This window comes from Cognatishimia sp. F0-27, assembly GCF_020667845.1.
In the GTDB taxonomy this organism is placed as follows: domain Bacteria; phylum Pseudomonadota; class Alphaproteobacteria; order Rhodobacterales; family Rhodobacteraceae; genus JAFMPQ01.
This window is the reverse complement of record NZ_JAFMPQ010000001.1, coordinates 127634-148101: the sequence shown is the minus strand read 5'-3', so window position 1 is coordinate 148101 and position 20468 is coordinate 127634. Positions and strand designations below refer to the sequence as shown.

Below are 20468 nucleotides of genomic sequence, written 5' to 3'. Positions count from 1 at the left end.
TCAGTAAAATGTCCAAGATCGCCCTAGTGGACGATGACAGGAATATCCTGACATCGGTTTCGATGACTCTCGAGGCGGAGGGTTTCGAGGTCGAGACCTATAATGACGGTCAGGCAGCGCTCGACGCGTTCAACAAGCGCATGCCCGACATGGCCGTCTTCGATATCAAGATGCCGCGGATGGACGGCATGGACCTGCTCCAGCGGGTGCGCCAGAAATCGAAGATGCCGGTGATCTTCCTCACCTCCAAGGACGATGAGATCGATGAGGTTCTCGGCCTTCGGATGGGGGCGGATGATTACGTGAAAAAGCCGTTTTCCCAACGGCTTCTGGTCGAGCGTATCCGCGCGCTCCTGCGGCGTCAGGAAGCGGTGGCAGGCGACGCTGCCGGCGATGTGGAAGAAGCCAAGCTGATGGTGCGCGGCTCGCTGTCGATGGACCCGCTGCGCCACGCGGTGAGCTGGAAGGGCAAGGACGTGTCGCTGACGGTGACGGAGTTCCTGCTGCTGCAGGCGCTGGCCCAGAGACCGGGTTTTGTGAAGTCGCGCGACCAGCTCATGGATGTGGCCTATGACGATCAGGTCTATGTGGACGACCGCACGATCGACAGCCACATCAAGCGTCTGCGCAAGAAGATGCGTTCGGTTGACGAGGAATTTTCCGCGATCGAAACATTGTATGGTATCGGGTACCGGTACAACGAAGAGTAGAACATGGCCCTCGCGGAGCGGATCCCGGCAAACGGTGATCAGGCGAACAATCGGGACGACGGCGATGTGGTTCTGGGCGATGACTGGATCGCACCGGACAGCACCGTCGAGCAGGAGCTGCGCGACAGCCGCGCGCGGCGCGGCCTCTTTTCGCTCAATCGTTCGCCGCTGACGCGGAAGATCATCACGTTCAACCTCGTGGCGCTCAACGTGCTCGCCGCGGGGATCCTCTGGCTGAACTCATCCCGGGACACTCTGGCCGTCCAGCGCGTGAATACGCTGCAATCCGAGGTGGAGCTGATCGCGGATGTGTTCGAGGCGCAATTGCCGCTGGCCGCGCCGGCCAACCTTGGCACGGGCGACGGCATCGACGTGTCCGACACGCTTGACGGCATCGACCTGCGCGCTGGCGCGACCCTCATGATTTTCGACACGGCCGGTTTCCTGCTCGGAGAAGCGACGGGCGAGATCGATCCGATCCGCCCGGTGGTGAGCGAGGAGGAGCGCCCGACGCTGATTTCGGATTTCATCGGCACCGTTTGGGACGGGGTCGCAGGCTTGTTCGATCGTTTCGACGAAGGCGAGGCGATGATCCTCGAAGATCGTCTGCGGCGGATGATCGAAGCCGGAGACCCGGTGCAGACCCGTGTCGAGGCCGGGGCCGACGCGGATGGCAAGACGCTCTTTCATGCGCTTTCGCCGATCCAGCAGGGCGACCGTATCCTTGGAACGGTTGCGGTTACATCGACCGCCGAAGAAATCGACGCGGCGGTTGCCGCGGAACGAGAACGCGTCCTGCAGATGTTCGTGATCGCAACGCTGGTGTCCATCGGGTTGAGCCTGGTGCTGGCCTCCACCATCGCCAATCCGATTTCGGATCTGGCCGATGCGGCGGAGATCGGGCGCGACCGCAACCGCCGGCACGTTGCGCCGGGCCGGATCCGCATCCCCGACCTGACCGCGCGCCCCGACGAGATTGGCCGGTTGTCCGGCGCGTTGCGCGGCATGGTCAGCGCGCTTTATGATCGCATCGACAGCAACGAGCAGTTCGCGGCCGATGTGGCGCATGAAATCAAGAACCCGCTGGCGTCGATGCGATCCGCCGTGGGGTCGCTGCGCATGGTGCGCAAGGAAGAGCACCGGACAAAGCTGCTTGAAGTGATCGAACATGACGTGCGCCGGCTCGATCGGCTGGTCAGCGACATCTCCAACGCATCCCGGCTCGACAGCGAATTGGTCAAGGAGGAAGAGCAGAAGTTCAACCTCATCGACATGGTGACCAACATCACGGAGTTTCTCGGGCAGGATGCCCGCACCAAAGGCATCGAGTTCATCACGGATCTGCCCTCGCGACCGATCACGATCAATGGTCTGGAACCGCGGCTCGCACAGGTTTTTGTCAATCTGATCACCAACGCGATCAGCTTTTGTGAGGATGGCGATGCAATCCGCGTCTGGACCCGCCGGCGGGAAAACCGCGTTCTGGTTGTGGTTGAGGATACTGGCCCCGGCATTCCCGAGGAAGCGCTCCAGAAAATCTTCAAACGGTTCTATACCTCGCGCCCGAGTCAGGATTTCGGCAACAATTCCGGTCTCGGTCTCGCCATTTCGAAACAGATCGTCGAGGCGCATGGCGGCGTGATCTGGGCGGAAAACATCCGCCCAACGGAGGCCGATGTGACGTCGGAGCCGCTGGGCGCGCGGTTTGTCGTGGGCCTGCCCATCTGAACCATGCAGGACGCGGCGTCGGTCACGCTCCACGCGAGCACGGTTGCGGCGCCGGATTTGCGACCCGGACAGTCCGGCTGGCGGGCGCTCGTGATCCAGGGACGCTCCGGCAGTGGCAAATCGAGCCTTGCCCTTGCGCTCATGGCGCTTGGCGCGCGGCTTGTGGCCGATGACCGCACCATCATTGATCGCGACGGGACGGACCTCATCGCCCGATGCCCGCCTCCCATCGCCGGTCTGATCGAAGCGCGCGGGCTGGGTGTGCTGTCGGCGCCGATCATCGAAACCGCGCCAGTTGCCGCGTTCCTCGATCTCGACCGCATGGAAACCGACCGTTTGCCGCCCCTGCGCAGCCAATCCGCTCTGGGCATTGCGCGCCCTTTGTTGCACAATTCCGCATCGCAGCATTTTGCAGCAGCGCTCTTGCACTATCTGTCGTATGGGCGGAAGGATTGAGCATGGACCTAGACAGTAAAGAGACCAAGCGACTCGTGCTCGTAACGGGGCCGTCCGGTGCGGGGCGTGCCACGGCGATCAACGTGTTGGAGGATCTCGGCTACGAAGCCATCGACAACATCCCGTTGAGCTTGATCCCGCGCCTCGTGGACGGGTCCGACCTGACGCGGCGACCTCTGGCACTTGGCCTCGATGTGCGGAACCGCGATTTCAGCGGCGAAGGTTTGCTCGAATTGCATGCGGCGCTGGCGGAACGACCGGGATGGGTTCCCGATCTGCTCTATCTCGATTGCGACGAGGCGGTGTTGTCACAGCGCTATTCGGAGACGCGGCGGAGGCATCCGCTTGCGCCCGATGAAACGCCGGTTGCGGGCATCGCGCGCGAGAAGGTGCTGCTAGAGGATGTCCGGGCGCGCGCCGATATCCTGATCGATACCACAGCACTCACGGTTCACGAATTGCGCAGCGCGCTTGAGACATGGTTTGCCACGGACACCGGGGAACGGCTCGCCCTGTCGCTACACTCGTTTTCTTACAAACGTGGCTTGCCGCAAGGTCTCGACATGGTTTTCGACGTGCGGTTCCTGCGCAACCCGCATTGGGAGCCGAGCTTGCGCAGCGCCACCGGTCTGGAAACCCGGGTCGCCCGCTACATCGCGGAGGACGACCGCTACGAGCCCTTCCTGACCCGCGTTCTGGATCTCATTCGCTTCTTGCTGCCGGAAGCGGTGAAAGAGGGCAAGGCCCATTTGTCGATCGGCTTCGGCTGCACCGGAGGGCAGCACCGGTCGGTCGCCCTGACCGAGGCGGTTGCCGACACGCTGGCCAAGGATGGCTGGACAACCTCGATGCGGCATCGGGAACTGGAACGCAGAGGGGTTCCGGGGCTGGATGCAGGGCGCATGAAAAGGACCGGTGCGTGATTGGGATCGTCATTGTTGCCCATGGTCGGTTGGCGCAGGAATATGTGGCTGCGGTCGAACATGTGATCGGAACGCAGCAAGCCATGCGCGCGATTTCCATCGAGGCGGATTGTGACCGCAGCGACAAGCAATCCGAGATCGAAGCCGCCGCCGATGCGGTCGATACCGGTGACGGCGTGGTGGTTGTGACCGATCTTTACGGTGGGTCGCCCTCGAACCTGTCGATCAACGCCTGCAAGCTTGCCGACCGGCGCATCGTCTATGGGGCGAACCTTCCTTTGTTGCTCAAGCTTGCCAAGAGCCGTGATCTGCCTGTTGCGGAGGCGGTCCGCAATGCGCTTGACGCCGGACGCAAATATATTGACAGCCATATCGTCAGCGAAGATACGCGCTGAAAACCGGTTGCCCGACCGTGCCAACGCGGCTTGGCAGGGGTGGCAAAAGGAGTGTGAGACCATGGCCGAGACAACGACGCGCGAATTGCAGATCATCAACGAAAAGGGTCTTCATGCCCGCGCTTCAGCCAAATTTGTCGAGGTTGTCGAAGGGTTTGACGCCAGCGCGGAAGTCATGCGGGACGGGATGTCAGCCTCCGGTGACAGTATCATGGGGCTTTTGATGTTGGCAGCCGCCAAGGGAACCTCTATTGAGGTTAGGACTTCCGGTCCTGATGCGGAGGCCTTGGCCGATGCGCTGGATGCCCTCGTTGCGGACCGGTTCGGGGAGGCGTGCTGACCATCCACGGGGTTGGCGCGACGGGAGTCGACAGGGACGAGACGCGCGCGCATGGTCGAAAGCAGTTACACAATTCCCGCCGCCAAGCGGGAGCCAACGAAGGCTGACGTTCCGTATGACAAGCGGAAGATCAGCTACGCAACGACCTTCACCAACCCCTGGAAAGCCACCGTGATCCGCACCATGGAGTGGATGACGGGCAAGATCTGGTTGCTGCGTGTTGTCCGCAAGTTCGAGCGGATGGGCCCGGCCGAGGGTCAGAAATTCTGGTCGCAGGCGCTGGGCGTCATGGGGATCCGCCTGACCACGCCGCAAGAGCAGATCGCACGCATCCCGGCCAAGGGGCCTGTCATCATCGTGGCCAACCATCCGCACGGTCTGGTCGATGGGATGGTGCTTGCGGAACTCATTGGCCGTGTCCGCGAGGATTACAAGATCCTGACGCGTTCGCTGTTGACCGGGGTTTCCGAAATCGAGGAATTCATGATCCCGGTGCCCTTCCCCCACGAGGACGATGCACGCGAGCAAAGCCTCGAGATGCGTGCCCGGGCCATGCGGCACCTCAAGGACAACGGGGTGATCGTGCTTTTCCCCTCTGGCGTCGTTTCCGCGAGCGAAACATGGTGGGGCCCCGCGATCGAGAAACCGTGGAATCCCTTCACCGCGAAGATGATCCAACGCTCGGGCGCGACGGTGGTGCCGATCTATTTCCCGGGTCAGAATTCCCGCCTTTACCAGATCGCGAACCAGATTTCGGCGACCCTGCGACAGGGTCTTTTGATCCACGAAGTGGTGCATGCCTTTCACAAGCCGCAAAAACCGGTGGTTGGCGAGCCGATCACCCCGGATGAGGTCAAAGCCTTTGACGGCGGCCAGCGCGAATTCGTGACATGGCTGCGCGAGAAATGCCTGAACCTCAAGGAGCGCTGAGGCGGCACGACAGGGAGCGGCGCCGCGCGTGTGAGGACACTCTCAGCGTGTCGGCACCGGCTCTTCACCGCGATAATCGTAGAAGCCGCGCTCGGTCTTGCGGCCCAGCCATCCGGCCTCGACATATTTCGTCAGCAAGGGGCAGGGACGGTATTTTGTATCGGCCAGCCCGTCATGCAGCACGTTCATGATCGCCAGGCAGGTGTCGAGCCCGATGAAGTCCGCAAGCTCCAGAGGGCCCATCGGATGGTTTGCACCAAGCTTCATGGATTGGTCGATGGAGCGCACATTCCCCACGCCTTCATAGAGCGTATAGACCGCTTCGTTGATCATCGGCATGAGGATCCGGTTGACGATGAAGGCCGGGAAATCCTCGGCACTGGCCGCTGTCTTGCCCAGCTTGTTCACCACGGCAAGGCAGGCGTCATATGTCGGCTGATCGGTGGCGATCCCGCGAATCAACTCGACAAGCTGCATCACGGGAACCGGGTTCATGAAGTGGAACCCCATGAATTTCTCCGGGCGGTCCGTGCGGGAGGCAAGACGGGTGATCGAGATTGACGAGGTGTTCGATGTCAGGATGGTCTCGGGCTTGAGCTCCGGCACCAGCGCCTCGAAGATCTTGTGCTTGATCTCTTCGCGCTCTGTTGCGGCTTCGATCACCAGATCGGTCTGGGCCACCTCTGCAAGATGCAGGGTGGGCGAAATCCGGGCCATGGCGGCATCGCGCGCCTCGGCGGAGATCTTCTCGCGGCTGACCTGTCGGTCGAGATTGCGTTGGATGAGCGCCACCGCCTTGTCGAGCGCCGCTTGGTCAATGTCGTTGAGGCGGACGGAATAGCCTGACAGGGCCATGACATGCGCAATGCCATTGCCCATCTGCCCCGCGCCTACAACGCCAATCGTTTCGATTTCCATGACCCACTCCAGAGCTTGCACGCGCGGCAAACATAGGCCCGCCGGACCGGGCTCTGCAAGGCGGTTCCGGAAACTTATAGACGCATTGTCCCTTTAGCGATTCCGCAACGCCTTTGCGCGAATCTGTCCCCGGGTGGATTCAAATATGGTGGGTAACAATGACGCTTCATGCAGGGCGCAGTACGGCGCTTGAATATTATCCTTGCCGCTATGGTGCTTCCCGGGTGCTCTTTCGCGGGCCACGCCGGCACCTCAATGGCGACTATCTTGCATTTGTCGGTGGAACGGAAACCTACGGTCGTTTCGTTGAGGATCCGTTTCCGGCACTGCTCGAAAAACGGCTCGCAAAGGCCTGTGTCAATCTTGGTGCGGTGAATGCCGGGGTGGACCTCTATCTCAACGAGCCCTCAATTCTCGATCTCGCCTCCGAGGCCAATGTGAAAGTGCTTCAGATCATGGGTGCGCATACCATGTCGAACCGATACTATCAGGTGCATCCACGCCGCAATGACCGGTTCCTGCGCGCCTCCGATCCGATGCAGGCGCTCTATCCGGAAGTGGATTTCACCGAGTTTCACTTTGTTCGGCACATGCTGAACACGCTGCAGGAGGTGTCTGCAGAGCGGTTTTCCGAGGTGGTCCGGGAATTGCGCATGGCGTGGACAGCGCGCATGAAATCCATGCTGTCTGTTCTCAAGGGCGACGTCATCCTGCTTTGGTTTGACAGGCACGATATCCCGTCCGCCGCCAACGGGGTGTCCCCCAACGAGCCGCCTTTCATCACGCGCGACATGGTGGATGGTCTCAAGCCGCGTGTTGCCGGGTTGGTCGAGGTCACTGCGTCGCAGGCCGCGCTTCAGGCCGGGACGAAGGGTATGATTTACAACGAGTTCGAAAGCTCGGCGGCCGCAGAGGTGCTTGGCCCCATCGCTCATGAGGAAGTGACGGAGGCCCTTGAGCCGGTCACAAGCGCCATCCTTCAGGCACAATGGAAGAAGGGAGGCGCTGACTGAGCACTCACGCGGGTTTGTGGCAAGCGCGCTTGCCCGAACGAAAACGGCCTGCTCCGTGCGGGGCAGGCCGTTTCAATGCGCATGCGCAAGGCGTGGTTCAGAGCTTCTCGGTCAGTTCCGGGACGGCATCGAAAAGGTCGGCCACAAGCCCGTAATCGGCCACCTGAAAGATCGGGGCCTCTTCGTCCTTGTTGATCGCGACAATGATCTTGCTGTCCTTCATGCCGGCGAGATGCTGGATTGCCCCCGAAATGCCTACGGCAACGTAAAGCTCCGGAGCGACGACCTTGCCGGTCTGACCGACCTGCCAGTCATTCGGCGCAAAACCGGAATCGACCGCCGCGCGGGAAGCACCCACAGCCGCGCCAAGCTTGTCGGCGAGCTTCTCGATCATGGCGAAGTCCTCTTCGGAGCCAACACCACGGCCACCGGACACCACGATCCCCGCAGAGGTCAACTCGGGACGGTCGCTCTCGGCGACCTTGTCCTCGACCCATTCGGAAAGGCCGGGGTCGGCTGCGGCGCCGATCTCTTCGATTGCGGCCGAACCGGTCATCTCTGCGGCGTCAAAGGTGGAGGTCCGCGCGGTGATCACCTTCACGCTGTCGCTGGATTTCACCGTCTGCATGGCGTTACCGGCATAGATCGGACGCTCGAACGTATCCGCATCGACCACGGCGGTGACGTCGGTGATCATCATGACATCCAGCAGCGCGGCCACGCGGGGCAGGATGTTCTTGGCGTCGGTTGTCGCGGGGGCCACGATATGGCTGTAGTCACCGGCCAGCGAGACGATCAGGTCGGCAACCGGCTCCGCGAGGCGATGGCCGTAAAGCTCATGCTCGGCGATCAGCACTTTCGACACGCCCGCGATCTTGGCGGCCTCTTCGCCCGCCGCCTTGGCGGTTGCGCCAGCAGCCAACACGGTGACATCGCCGATCTGCGCCGCCGCGCTTGCGGCTTTGGCGGTGGCGTCCACAGCCAGCGTGCCATCGGTGATTTCGGCAATCAGAAGAACGGCCATCAGACGACTCCCTTTTCTTTCAGTTTCGCCACCAGCTCATCGACGGAGCCAACCATTTCGCCGGCTGCGCGGGTGGGTGGTTCCTCGGTTTTGACGATTTCGAGGCGCGGCGCCACATCGACACCGTAATCGGCAGCCGTCTTTTCATCGAGCGGCTTCTTCTTCGCCTTCATGATGTTCGGCAGCGACGCATAGCGCGGCTCGTTGAGGCGAAGGTCGGTGGAGATGACCGTGGGCATCTTGACCTTGACGGTTTGCAGGCCGCCATCGACTTCGCGGGTCACAACGGCGTGGTCTCCGTCGATATCCACATTGTTGGCATACATCGCCTGGCTCCAGCCAAGCAACGCCGCGACCATCTGGCCGGTCGCGTTCATGTCATTGTCGATGGACTGCTTGCCGCAGAGCACGAGGCCGGGCTGCTCTTCCTCGACGATCTTGGCGAGGATCTTGGCAACCGAGAGCGGTTCGATATCGGTGTGCACATCATCGGCCGCGATCACGAGGATCGCACGGTCCGCCCCCATCGCCAGAGCGGTGCGCAGGGTTTCCTGGCTTTGCTTCACCCCGATGGAAACAGCCACGATCTCGTCGGCCTTGCCGGCTTCCTTGAGGCGGATGGCCTCTTCGACGGCGATTTCGTCGAACGGGTTCATCGACATCTTGACGTTGGCGAGATCAACACCCGATCCATCCGCCTTCACGCGGACTTTCACGTTGTAGTCGATCACACGTTTGACGGGCACAAGTACCTTCATCGGCGTGGTCCTCTCTTAGATTTGCACGGGCGACAACACGCGCGCGCATCATTCCTCGATATGGGTCTTAGCGCGCCGTTCGTGAGGGAAACAGGGCAAAATCGTCACGTTAGCGCCAAAGGACGTCGCGTTTTCCATGGTTCGGCAGCCTATCGGAAATCGCGCGGCGCATTTAGCGGCAAATCCGCCTGAGCGTCTGCCAGTCATCCTCGTTCATGAGGCGTGTTTCCGGAAAGCCCGGCGGGGTTGCGCCACGCGCGTTTTCGATCCGGTCACCAAGCGTGGGATGCGCCATGAAATGCGCCACGATGCCCTCTGCGTCGCCGCCCATCGCGCGGAAGCGTTCGAACATGTCTGCAAGCGCATCGGGCCGCACCTCGGCGCGGATCAGCATCTCTTGCGCAAAGGCATCGGCGGCCGCCTCGGCGTCCTGGCTGTAATGCGCGTCAATCAGCCTTTCGGCGAGAAACAGGACCAGTGCACCGCCGGCAAAATCTCCAAAAATCAGCCCCAGAACCCCGATCGACCCCGCAGAGCGCAGCGCGTGCCGGGTTGGATCGCGGCTGACCACGTGGCCGATCTCATGGGCGATCACGGCGGCAAGCTCCTCGGGCCGTTCAGCGGTGTCGATGAGTCCTTCGAACAGGACCACGTGGCCACCGGGCAAGGCGAACGCGTTGACCAGCTCGTGATCGAGCACGTGCACGGTGATCTCTGGAAGCGGGTCGCTGTTGCGCGTGAGCCGGGCGATCATGCTATCGAGGACCGCACGCCCCTCCGGGTGCCTGCATTCGGGGATCGGGCGCATGCCCGTTTCATCGAGCGCGGCGCGGATTTGCTCCAACGTGACTTCGCCAAGCGCACGCTCGCCTTCGGGCGGAATGAAGCGCGCAAGCTGATCGGCCATCACGGGCACGAGCACAAAAATGATGAGCGCGACAGAGCACAGCGCAGCGCTCGCCCAGCGCAGAATGCGCCATCCATCCACCGCACGCACCCGCTTGTAGGGTTTCGGAAGAGAGGACAGCAATGCGCGATCCGGAAGGATCAGCCGCTCGACCGGATCGTCGGCGCGCCGGAGCACGAGGATGTCCTGCCCGGCTTGATCCGGCACCGCGCGGATTTGATCAAGCGGCCATTCATGGGTGTCGTCTCCGCAGGCGATGATGAGCATGCCGCGGGCGGCGTCGAGGCTGGCTTGAGATGGACGCACTGTTGGGGTGCGCCCGTCGAGGAACTCTCCGGCTGAGGTGAAACCGGTCATAGCGAGGCCCCAACATCCAGCGCGTCGGCAAATCCCTCCGCCTCGGTATGGGCGTCGCGCGCGCGCTGATGGACGCCATTCAGGCTTTCGGCGCCTCGGATCACGAGCCCCGATGCGTAATGCTGAAGCGTCGGCACGGTCACAAGCGCATGGCTTGCTGCGGACCACATCAGGAAGACGCCGAAATACAGCATGAGCGAGAGGGCGATCAGAACCGCGCCGCCGAGATCGTTCAAGGAGAGATCCTGTGGCGAGAGGGTCATCACGGACTCGCCGAGCATGGCCGACAGCGCGATCCCGATGGCCACCATGGGCACAAGCAGGGCAAGCGCCGTGAGACCGTAGCCAAAAACGGTAATCCAGAGGATCCGCCACGGTCTTGCCTGCAGTTCAAGCCGTGCGCCCGCGAGCCGTTTGGTCGCGGTCAGGCGCTTGAGGCTTTCGACGCGGTAGTGAAACAGCCCGTAAAAGAGCGTCAGGCCCGCGCAGAGCGCGATGGTCGATCCCCATCCAGCGAAGCCGAGCGCAATCATCCCCGCCGCTGCAAGACCGAGGCCGGCGCCAAGAAAAAGCGGTTTCATCGCGCCATAGAGCATTGTCCAGCGGCCTCCCTGGCGCAGGCGCGCTGCGCCGAAAAAGGTGCGGTCGGATTTGTATTGCTCCAGCCGGAAGGTCATCAGCGGCCAGAGCAAGCCGCCGGACAGGAGGGTGAGCGCCCAGTATCCAAGCGCCCGAAACGCGTAACCCCAAGCGCCCGGTTCCAGCCCGAAGCGCAGGCCACGCCAGCGGGTGCGCGCCAGAACGTAGCGCCGGGCGCGGTATTGCGCGAAAAACCATAGAGGAATGACGCCAACAAAACTGAGAATGTAGGCGGCCACGTTCCCGTTCAGAACGGCGAAGCTGACAAACATCAGGAGCAGGTTCACGATCCCGATGTAAAAGGCGAGGATGACAACCGCGAAGAGAAATCCGAGCAGCTTTTCGAACGGGTCCCCGACATATTCCAGGGGATGCCCGCCGGGACGGATCGCGGACCAGAACCATCGACGGATGCGGGTTTTCATCCAGAAGCGGTATATCCCGAGGGTCAGGACGGTCAGGAAACCGGATTTGAGCACCAGCCAGAACAGCCGAAGGCGCCGCCCGATGAAACTGGTGCGCAAAACGTCGGGATCATCACCTGTCAGACGCTCTCCGAAACCGGGCGCGGGGGCCGGACGCGGAGCGGCTTCCTCGTGATCCAACCCGCGCGCTCGGGACCATGGCCCGGGGAGGTTTTCGGAAGGGGTGTCCTGGGTCAAACCAATATGTCCGAACGGTCGTGTCGTGATCCTGGCGCCCCGAGCCGTGGTGCAGGCCGCCGGAGGCATGCCGCGACAATGCCGGAAGCGCGAGCCCGGGGCAAGTTGCGGCCGAGCGCTTAGCGCACGATGACATCCGCGTGCCGTGTGGCGATCAGCCTGTCATTACGCCAATGCAGAACGTATCCCCGATACGCGCCAGCAGGCCAGCCCTCAGGGGGCGCGCGGCGCCCGCTGGCGCGAAAGATCCGATCCCGGGGCGCGTCGAGCACGCTTGTGTCACGGAAGATCGGCGTGCCGTCATGCAGGATCGTGAAGTCGATCCGGTCACCGTCCTCTGGCTCGAACGCATAGACATAGAGCACCATCGCATCGGTGCGGGCGATCTCGGTCCGACGGGCGGACCCGTCGCGCACGGCGTTGAATTCCGGCACTGCGTCGGAAAAGCCCGCGGTAAAATACCCGGTGCGGGTGTAAGGGCGGGGATCAATCCAGAGGCTTTCTGGCACCGTCGCCGCCCCCGGAGCGGCGCAGGTCTCTGCCTGCGCCTGCGGATCAAAGGGGGAAATCGTCTGCCCGCCCGGGTCGATCACCGTCAGGTGCAGGTGCGGGTTGTTGGTCAGCCCGCTCAACCCGACGGCTGCGATGGGCGCGCGGGCCTCGACCGTCTGGCCGGGTGCCACGGCGACGGATCCGTTCTTCAGGTGGCAATAAAGCGTCTGATACCCGTTGGCGTGCCGGATGCGCACGGCGTTGCCGCATTCCCGTCCGGCGATATCCGCGCGGGTTTCTGCGGTTGCGGCCTGGTCGGCCATGCCGTCCCGCACGGCTTCGACGCGTCCGCCAGCGGCGGCAAGCACCGCGACACCGGAGTCCATGGCCTCGAAGGTGACCACGGAGATGTCCGTTCCGCTATGACCGTCGCGGGTTTTCAGACCACAGCGATAGTCGAGGGAGCCGGGCCCGGGGTCGATATCGACATAGTCCTCGATAACGCAGGTTTGCCCGGGGACGCAGTCGACCGGCCAATGCAGGAAAGGGTCTGCCTGCGCTGAGAGAGCGCCCGCCAGTGCCGCGACACTGCCTGCACCGACGGATTTCAGGCAGTTGCGCAATCTCCGCGGGATGCGAAACCGCAACGCATGGGTCGAACATGCAAACAGCGCCCGAGGGGCGCTGCTGCGTTCAGTGGGAGAACTTGTGGTCACTCGGCGGTCAGAAGCGGCGGCTTCTTGGACCCCAGCCGCGGGCTGTCCGGCCCGTCGAGCTTCAGTTCGAGCTTGCCATCCTTCACGGCCACTTTCACGACACCCCCTTTGGCCAGCTTGCCGAAGAGAAGCTCCTCCGCGAGCGGTTTCTTGATGTGCTCCTGGATCACGCGACCCAGCGGGCGGGCGCCCATTTTCTCGTCGTAACCACGGTCCGCAAGCCATTCGGCGGCGGGCTTGGTCAGTTCGATGGTCACGTTGCGATCCATGAGCTGCGCCTCAAGCTGAAGCACGAACTTCTCGACCACCTGCAGGATCACCGATTTCGGCAGCGGCTGGAAGCTGATCACAGCATCGAGCCGGTTGCGGAATTCGGGTGTGAACGTCCGCTCGATCGCGGCGGTGTCCTCGCCCTCGCGGCGATCGCGGCCAAAGCCGATTGCCGCCTTGGCCATATCCGCAGCGCCGGCATTGGAGGTCATGATCAGGATCACATTGCGGAAATCCACCGTCCTGCCGTTATGATCGGTCAGCGTGCCGTGATCCATGACCTGAAGCAGGATGTTGTAGACATCCGGGTGCGCCTTCTCGATCTCGTCGAGAAGCAGCACACAATGCGGGTGCTGATCGACGCCATCGGTGAGCTGACCACCCTGATCGAAGCCCACATAGCCCGGGGGCGCACCGATCAGCCGGCTGACCGCGTGCTTCTCCATATATTCGGACATATCGAAGCGCAGCAATTCGACCCCGAGGCTATCGGCCAATTGCTTGGCCACCTCGGTCTTGCCGACACCGGTCGGCCCGGCGAAGAGATAGTTGCCGATGGGCTTCTCCGGTTCGCGCAGCCCGGCGCGCGCCAGCTTGATCGCCGAGCTCAACGCCACGATGGCATCGTCCTGCCCGAAGACCACGCGCTTGAGCGTTGCCTCCAGATCCTTGAGCACTTCGGCATCGTCCTTGGACACGTTCTTGGGCGGGATGCGTGCGATCTTGGCCACGACGGCCTCGATCTCCTTGGTGCCAATGGACTTGCGCCGCTTTGACGCCGCAACAAGGTGCTGTGCCGCGCCGGCTTCGTCGATGACGTCGATCGCCTTGTCAGGCAATTTGCGGTCATTGATGTAGCGCGCGGACAGTTCCACGGCCGTCTTGACCGCATCGGCAGTGTATTTGACCGAGTGGTGATCCTCGAAATACGGCTTGAGCCCCTTGAGGATCTTGATCGTGTCCTCGACCGAAGGCTCGTTCACGTCGATCTTCTGGAAGCGCCGGGACAGGGCCCGATCCTTTTCGAAATGCTGGCGGAATTCCTTGTAGGTGGTGGAACCCATGGTCCGGAGCTTGCCGCCCTGAAGGGCGGGCTTGAGCAGGTTCGATGCATCCATCGCCCCGCCGGAGGTGGCGCCCGCGCCGATCACGGTGTGGATTTCGTCAATGAAGAGAACGGCGTCGGGATGCTCTTCAAGCTCTTGCACAACCGCCTTGAGCCGCTCTTCGAAGTCACCGCGATACCGTGTGCCAGCCAGCAGCGCACCCATGTCGAGCGAATAGATCGTGGTTTCCGACAGGACCTCGGGCGTCTCGCCCGCTACGATCTTGCGCGCAAGACCTTCGGCGATTGCCGTTTTGCCCACGCCGGGATCCCCCACCAGAAGCGGGTTGTTCTTGCGACGGCGGCAGAGCACCTGAATGCAACGCTCCACTTCGGAGTCGCGACCGATCAGCGGGTCAATATCGCCTTCCCGCGATTTCGCGTTCAGATCGACACAGTATTTCGCCAGCGCGGATTCCTTGTCCGACCCGGAGGAGGCCTGCTCCGCCTGCTCCTGCGGTTCGTCATCCTCCGACGCGCCCTGAACCGGGCGGCTTTCGCCATAGGCCGGGTTCTTGGCCACACCATGAGCGATGAAGTTGACCGCGTCGTAGCGGGTCATGTCCTGTTCCTGAAGGAAATAGGCCGCGTTGCTCTCGCGCTCGGCAAAAATGGCAACGAGCACGTTTGCACCCGTGACCTCCGTGCGGCCCGAAGACTGCACATGGATTGCGGCGCGCTGGATCACGCGTTGGAAGGCAGCGGTCGGAACCGCTTCGGACCCTTCGATATCGGTGACGAGGTTGGACAGATCCTCGTCAATGAATTCCACCAGCGTTGTGCGGAGCTCTTCCGTATCGACGCTACAGGCTTTCATCACGCGCTGTGCATCGGGTTCGTCAATCAGCGCCAGCAGGAGATGTTCGAGCGTCGCAAACTCGTGGCTGCGGGAATTTGCGAGCGCCAAAGCTGCGTGAATCGCTTGCTCTAGTGTGTTCGAGAATGAAGGCACTGGCCGTGCTCCTTCCTGTCTGGGCGGATCCGCGAGGATCAGCATTGCCTCATAGTATTAAAGTTTGGTCGATTATCCCCCGGCTTCAAGTTTTTTCTGAACAATTCGCGTTCACATTGACGGTGTGCCGCAGCCCCGCGATGCGCTTTTGATCAGAACCGGTCCTTGCGGCCTCGGATCTCGGCGAAAACCTCTGCGTCTGTGGCGGTTTCCATGCCGAGGCTGCGCTTCACGCCGGGAACACCGGCGCGCAGGAACGGGTTGGTGTGCAATTCTTCGGACAGGGGAACCTGCGCCGTGGGCCGCCCATCGGCCCGGGCCGCATCGACCGCGGTTACCCGAGAGATAAGGCGCGGGTTGTCCGGTTCAATAGTGAGCGCAAACGCGGCGTTGGCCTTGGTGTATTCATGCCCGGAATAAACCATCGTTTCAGGCGGGAGTGCGGCCAATTTGGAAAGGCTCTCCCACATCATGTCGGGCGTGCCTTCGAAAATCCGTCCGCAGCCAAGCGCCATGAGGCTATCAGCGGTAAACACCGCGCCGGCCTTCGGGTAATGGAACGCGATATGACCCAGCGTGTGGCCAGGCACGGCGATCACGTCGCAATGTCCCGCGCCGCTACCGCCCGAAAAGCCGGGGTCCAGTGCCATGGACAGAGGCGGGAGTTTCGCTTCCTCGGCCCGCGGTCCCATGACTGGGCAGTCATATTTCTCACGCAGTTCCGCCACGGCGCCCGTGTGGTCATGGTGATGATGCGTGAGCATAATCACCCCGAGAGACCAGCCGCGCGACTCGAGCGCGTCGACAATCGGACCGGCTTCCGGCGCGTCGATCAGCGCCACGCCATCGGGACCGTTGACCAGATAGGCATAATTGTCCGACAGACAGGGAACGGTCACGATGTCGAGCGATTGGGTCTCGGAAGGCATGGTCATTCCTCGCAGGCTTTGTCAGGATACCCGCAGTCAACCCCATACCGGGCCCGTCCGCAATGCATCTCGATGTCGGATCCCTTCGCGATTTCTACTACCGCAGCGCGCTGGGTCGCGCGGCGCAGAAGGTGATCCGGGACCAGATGACCGCCTTCTGGCCGGCAGAGAAGGCCAAGGGGCGCACGGTGGTGGGCTACGGATTTGCCGCGCCCTTGCTGCGCCCCTATCTTCAGGCGTCGCGGCGGGTCATCGCGTTGATGCCCGCTCCGCAGGGGGTGATGCCGTGGCCGCCCGGTCTGTCCAATGTTTCGGTGCTCAGCGAAGAAACCCAATGGCCTCTGGAAACCGGCCACGTGGATCGGCTCGTTCTGATGCATGGATTGGAAACCTCCGAGCAGCCTTCGGCCTTGCTCGACGAATGCTACCGCGTGTTGGGGCCGGGTGGGCAGGCGCTCTTCATCCTGCCAAACCGATCTGGGCTCTGGGCGCGGTCAGACGCCACGCCCTTCGGATACGGGCGACCCTATTCGCTGTCCCAGCTCGAAACCCAGCTCAAGCGGCATGATTTTGTTCCGGAGGACCATGTTTCCGTCTTGTATCAACCCCCGTCGACGCGTCGCTTCTGGATGAAAACCGCGGGCTTCTGGGAGCAGACCGGCCGCGCAATCCCGGCCATCATGGCCGGTGGGGTGATGATGGTGATCGCCTCCAAGAGGCATCCGCCGCGGCGCCGCGGCGTCGGAGAGGCGGCGCGGGTCCTCAACCCGCTGGACGTGCTCAGCCCGAAACCCGCAAAAAGCGCCAAACCGGTCTGAATTCGGGCACGCAGTCTGACCGGGGCGATGATTCTCAAGGGCGTCGTGTCGTGCCTGCGTCGCGTCGGATGAGCCCGGCGATGCGGCCGGTGTCTCTTTCCGACGAAAAGAATCCGGGGAGGCGTGACGCCCGCGATACTGCCGCGCTGCGGCGGGGCGACTCGTCTAAGCGGTGCCTCGTGCTGGTGTTTTTTGCCAAACTGGGGCGCGCACAAAGTCGCACTCAGAGACAAAGCCCCGAAAACAAGGGGTTTGGGCTCTACGACTTTCGACGTTACCATGTTGCGGGTGCGAAAAGGCTCTGCTACATCCGCCGCGACTTTTGTGTCCCGCGCACCTTGCGGGATGGGACCAGACCCTCGGATGCCCGGTGCTTCTCCGGCGCGTCACGGGGGTCATATATCGGAAGGGTGGACGTGTCTGAATCAGCCTCGATTTCCTCCGGCATTGCCGATCGCTATGCCTCCGCCGTCTTCGAAATCGCGAAGGAGGGGGGTGACCTCTCCACGCTCGAAGGCAATCTGGACGATCTCTCAGCCGCTCTTTCGGACAGCGCTGACCTTCGGGACCTGATCGGATCGCCGGTCTACGGGCGGGACGCCCAGGAAGCCGCAATCGGTGCCGTGGCCGCCAAGATGGGCCTGCTTCCCGCGATGCAGAACGCGCTGCGCCTGATGGCCCAGAAACGCCGGCTGTTCGTTGTGCCGCACATGATCGCGGGTCTGCGCGAGATGATCGCGGAAGAAAAAGGCGAGGTGACCGCAGAAGTGGCCTCCGCCACAGCGCTCAGCGCGGCGCAGCAGAAGAAACTTTCCGAGACGCTCAAGGCCTCCGTGGGCAAGGACGTCAAGATCAAAGCGACCGTTGATGAGAGCCTCATCGGCGGTCTTGTTGTCAAGGTGGGCTCCAAGATGATCGACACGTCGATCCGCGCGAAGCTCAACTCCCTCCAGAATGCAATGAAAGAGGTCGGATAAATGGGTATCCAAGCAGCAGAGATTTCTGCGATCCTGAAGGACCAGATCAAGAACTTCGGGCAGGAAGCCGAAGTTGCCGAGGTGGGCCGCGTGCTCTCCGTTGGTGACGGCATCGCGCGCGTCTACGGCCTCGACAACATTCAGGCCGGTGAGATGGTCGAGTTCCCCGGCGGCATCCAGGGCATGGCGCTGAACCTCGAAACCGACAATGTCGGCGTCGTGATCTTCGGCTCTGACCGGGACATCAAGGAAGGCGACACCGTCAAGCGCACCAACGCGATCGTGGACGTGCCCGCGGGCGACGCTCTGCTTGGTCGCGTTGTGGACGGTCTTGGCAACCCGCTTGACGGCAAGGGCCCGATCGAAACTTCCGAACGCCGCGTTGCGGACGTGAAGGCGCCGGGCATCATCCCGCGTAAATCGGTGCATGAGCCGATGGCGACCGGTCTCAAGGCTGTGGACGCGATGATCCCGATCGGCCGTGGCCAGCGGGAGCTGATCATTGGTGACCGTCAGACCGGCAAGACTGCCGTGGCGCTCGACGCGATCCTGAACCAGAAGTCCTACAACGACGCCGCGGGCGACGACGAGAGCAAGAAGCTCTACTGCGTCTATGTTGCGATCGGCCAGAAGCGCTCCACCGTGGCGCAGCTGGTGAAGAAGCTCGAAGAAACCGGCGCAATCGAATACTCGATCGTCGTGGCGGCAACCGCCTCCGACCCGGCGCCGATGCAGTTCCTCGCACCCTATGCCGCGACCGCGATGGCCGAGCATTTCCGTGACAATGGCCGTCACGCGCTGATCATCTATGATGACCTCTCCAAACAAGCCGTGGCCTATCGCCAGATGTCCCTGCTGCTCCGCCGTCCGCCGGGCCGCGAAGCGTATCCGGGTGACGTTTTCTACCTCCACTCGCGCCTGCTCGAGCGTTCTGCGAAGCTCAACGAAGACAATGGTGGCGGTTCGCTGACGGCGCTGCCGATCATCGAAACCCAGGGCGGCGACGTGTCGGCGTTTATTCCGACCAACGTGATCTCGATCACCGACGGCCAGATCTTCCTCGAGACCGAACTGTTCTTCCAGGGCATCCGCCCCGCTGTGAACACCGGTCTGTCGGTGTCCCGCGTTGGCTCCTCGGCTCAGACCAAGGCGATGTCTTCGGTTGCCGGTCCGGTGAAACTGTCCCTCGCCCAGTATCGCGAGATGGCGGCCTTTGCCCAGTTCGGCTCCGACCTCGACGCCTCGACCCAGCGCTTGCTGAACCGGGGTGCGCGTCTGACCGAGATGATGAAGCAGCCGCAGTATTCGCCGCTCACCAACTCGGAAATCGTCTGCATGATCTTTGCCGGCACCAACGGTTACCTCGACAACCTGCCGGTGAACCGCGTCAAGGAATTCGAAGACGGTCTGCTGAACCACATGCGTGGCAAGCGTCAGGATATCCTCGACTGGATCACCAACGAAGATCCCAAGATCAAGGGTGACGCCGCCGACAAGCTGAAGGCCGCGATTGACGAATTCGCCGCAGACTTCTCTTAAGGAGGTGCGGCAATGCCCAGTCTCAAGGACCTGAAGAACAGGATCGAGTCGGTCAAATCGACCCGCAAGATCACCAAGGCCATGCAAATGGTGGCCGCCGCAAAACTGCGGCGGGCCCAGGATGCGGCGGAGCAGGCCCGGCCCTATGCCGAGCGCTTCAACGCGGTCATGGCCTCGCTCGCCGCATCGGTGGGTGACAGCGCATCCGCGCCCCGGCTTCTCGCCGGGACGGGGTCCGATCAGGTGCAGTTGCTTGTGGTGATGACGTCCGAGCGCGGTTTGTGCGGCGGATTCAACTCCAACATCGTCAAGCTTGCCCGGGTGAAGATCGAAGAGCTTCTGGCAACCGGCAAGACGGTGAAAATCCTGACCGTCGGCAAGAAGGGCCGCGAACAGCTCAAGCGCGAGTATGGCGATCATTTCGTCGGTCACGTGGACATGAGCGAGGTCAAGAAGGTCGGCTACGGCAACGCGCAGGATATCGCGCGCGACGTGCTTGGCCGGTTCGACGCGGGCGAGTTCGACGTGGCAACGATCTTCTTTGCCAAGTTCAACTCGGTGATCAGCCAGGACCCGACCGCGTTGCAGGTCATCCCGGCCGCCTATGACGCGCCCGAAGCGGGCGCCGAGGAGGCGACGACGCTCTATGATTACGAGCCGGACGAAGAGGCGATCCTCGCCGATCTTCTGCCGCGTGGCGTGGCAACACAGATCTTTGCCGCGTTGCTCGAAAACGGGGCGTCGGAGCAGGGCGCGCGGATGTCCGCAATGGATAACGCGACCCGCAACGCTGGCGACATGATCGACCGTCTGACCATCGAGTATAACCGCTCACGTCAGGCCGTGATCACCAACGAGCTGATCGAAATTATTTCGGGCGCCGAGGCGCTCTAAGAGAACCGGAGACATC

The 20468-nt window shown here is 62.4% G+C and carries 20 protein-coding genes; 12 read left to right on the top strand and 8 right to left on the bottom strand.

The genetic code is table 11. From position 1 onward, the window contains the following. The first annotated feature begins 8 nt into the window (after positions 1–8). The 7 genes from J1C49_RS00745 to J1C49_RS00715 all read left to right on the top strand — a co-directional run bounded on the left by J1C49_RS00745 (position 9) and on the right by J1C49_RS00715 (position 5482). Positions 9–710, top strand: a complete 702-nt coding sequence (locus J1C49_RS00745; RefSeq protein WP_227443841.1) for a response regulator transcription factor — start codon at positions 9–11, stop codon at positions 708–710. 3 nt (positions 711–713) lie between these two features. Next, on the top strand, positions 714–2438 hold the full coding sequence (locus tag J1C49_RS00740; RefSeq protein WP_227443840.1) for a sensor histidine kinase: 1725 nt from the start codon (positions 714–716) through the stop codon (positions 2436–2438). A 3-nt stretch (positions 2439–2441) separates the two neighbouring features. Next, a complete protein-coding gene (locus tag J1C49_RS00735; RefSeq protein ID WP_227443839.1) occupies positions 2442–2894 on the top strand; it encodes an HPr kinase/phosphorylase in 453 nt (150 codons plus the stop codon). Between the two features lie 2 nt (positions 2895–2896). Next, the gene (gene rapZ / locus J1C49_RS00730) at positions 2897–3817 is read left to right on the top strand and encodes an RNase adapter RapZ (RefSeq protein ID WP_227443838.1); all 921 of its coding nucleotides are present in this window, start codon (positions 2897–2899) and stop codon (positions 3815–3817) included. Next, positions 3814–4212, top strand: coding sequence for a PTS fructose transporter subunit IIA (locus J1C49_RS00725; protein ID WP_227443837.1), 399 nt, complete (start codon positions 3814–3816; stop codon positions 4210–4212). Before rapZ ends, J1C49_RS00725 begins: the two co-directional genes overlap by 4 nt. A gap of 61 nt (positions 4213–4273) precedes the next feature. Continuing rightward, positions 4274–4552 (top strand): HPr family phosphocarrier protein, encoded by a 279-nt coding sequence (locus J1C49_RS00720; protein ID WP_227443836.1) that lies wholly within the window; start codon positions 4274–4276, stop codon positions 4550–4552. A 51-nt stretch (positions 4553–4603) separates the two neighbouring features. After that, positions 4604–5482, top strand: coding sequence for a lysophospholipid acyltransferase family protein (locus J1C49_RS00715; protein ID WP_227443835.1), 879 nt, complete (start codon positions 4604–4606; stop codon positions 5480–5482). A gap of 42 nt (positions 5483–5524) precedes the next feature. Here J1C49_RS00715 and J1C49_RS00710 read toward each other — a convergent pair whose 3' ends face one another. Beyond that, positions 5525–6400 (bottom strand): 3-hydroxybutyryl-CoA dehydrogenase, encoded by an 876-nt coding sequence (locus J1C49_RS00710; RefSeq protein ID WP_227443834.1) that lies wholly within the window; start codon positions 6398–6400, stop codon positions 5525–5527. Positions 6401–6558: 158 nt separating this feature from the next. On the opposite strand from J1C49_RS00710, the gene J1C49_RS00705 reads away from it, so the two are divergent. After that, a complete protein-coding gene (locus tag J1C49_RS00705) occupies positions 6559–7413 on the top strand; it encodes a DUF6473 family protein (protein WP_227443833.1) in 855 nt (284 codons plus the stop codon). Positions 7414–7510: 97 nt separating this feature from the next. Here J1C49_RS00705 and J1C49_RS00700 read toward each other — a convergent pair whose 3' ends face one another. The 7 genes from J1C49_RS00700 to gloB form a co-directional block, all read right to left on the bottom strand. Beyond that, on the bottom strand, positions 7511–8437 hold the full coding sequence (locus J1C49_RS00700; RefSeq protein ID WP_227443832.1) for an electron transfer flavoprotein subunit alpha/FixB family protein: 927 nt from the start codon (positions 8435–8437) through the stop codon (positions 7511–7513). After that, positions 8437–9195 (bottom strand): electron transfer flavoprotein subunit beta/FixA family protein, encoded by a 759-nt coding sequence (locus J1C49_RS00695; protein ID WP_227443831.1) that lies wholly within the window; start codon positions 9193–9195, stop codon positions 8437–8439. The genes J1C49_RS00700 and J1C49_RS00695 overlap by 1 nt, the downstream gene beginning before the upstream one ends. Before the next feature lie 172 nt (positions 9196–9367). After that, on the bottom strand, positions 9368–10459 hold the full coding sequence (locus J1C49_RS00690) for a M48 family metallopeptidase (RefSeq protein WP_227443830.1): 1092 nt from the start codon (positions 10457–10459) through the stop codon (positions 9368–9370). After that, positions 10456–11760 carry a DUF898 domain-containing protein gene (locus J1C49_RS00685; RefSeq protein WP_227443829.1) on the bottom strand — a complete coding sequence of 435 codons (1305 nt, stop codon included), beginning with the start codon at positions 11758–11760 and terminating at the stop codon, positions 10456–10458. The genes J1C49_RS00690 and J1C49_RS00685 overlap by 4 nt, the downstream gene beginning before the upstream one ends. A gap of 119 nt (positions 11761–11879) precedes the next feature. After that, entirely contained in the window at positions 11880–12968 is a 1089-nt protein-coding gene (locus J1C49_RS00680; RefSeq protein ID WP_227443828.1) for a M23 family metallopeptidase, read from the bottom strand. Next, the gene (gene clpA, locus J1C49_RS00675) at positions 12965–15295 is read right to left on the bottom strand and encodes an ATP-dependent Clp protease ATP-binding subunit ClpA (RefSeq protein WP_227443827.1); all 2331 of its coding nucleotides are present in this window, start codon (positions 15293–15295) and stop codon (positions 12965–12967) included. The genes J1C49_RS00680 and clpA overlap by 4 nt, the downstream gene beginning before the upstream one ends. A 152-nt stretch (positions 15296–15447) precedes the next feature. Further along, the gene (gene gloB, locus J1C49_RS00670; RefSeq protein WP_370639354.1) at positions 15448–16230 is read right to left on the bottom strand and encodes a hydroxyacylglutathione hydrolase; all 783 of its coding nucleotides are present in this window, start codon (positions 16228–16230) and stop codon (positions 15448–15450) included. Positions 16231–16286: 56 nt separating this feature from the next. Here gloB and J1C49_RS00665 point away from each other — a divergent pair, with 56 nt between their 5' ends. The 4 genes from J1C49_RS00665 to J1C49_RS00650 all read left to right on the top strand — a co-directional run bounded on the left by J1C49_RS00665 (position 16287) and on the right by J1C49_RS00650 (position 20452). Next, on the top strand, positions 16287–17042 hold the full coding sequence (locus tag J1C49_RS00665; RefSeq protein ID WP_227443825.1) for a class I SAM-dependent methyltransferase: 756 nt from the start codon (positions 16287–16289) through the stop codon (positions 17040–17042). 410 nt (positions 17043–17452) lie between these two features. Continuing rightward, on the top strand, positions 17453–18019 hold the full coding sequence (locus J1C49_RS00660; RefSeq protein ID WP_227443824.1) for a F0F1 ATP synthase subunit delta: 567 nt from the start codon (positions 17453–17455) through the stop codon (positions 18017–18019). After that, on the top strand, positions 18020–19558 hold the full coding sequence (gene atpA, locus J1C49_RS00655; protein ID WP_227443823.1) for a F0F1 ATP synthase subunit alpha: 1539 nt from the start codon (positions 18020–18022) through the stop codon (positions 19556–19558). It begins immediately after the preceding gene. 12 nt (positions 19559–19570) lie between these two features. Beyond that, on the top strand, positions 19571–20452 hold the full coding sequence (locus J1C49_RS00650; RefSeq protein WP_227443821.1) for a F0F1 ATP synthase subunit gamma: 882 nt from the start codon (positions 19571–19573) through the stop codon (positions 20450–20452). Positions 20453–20468: the final 16 nt, after the last annotated feature.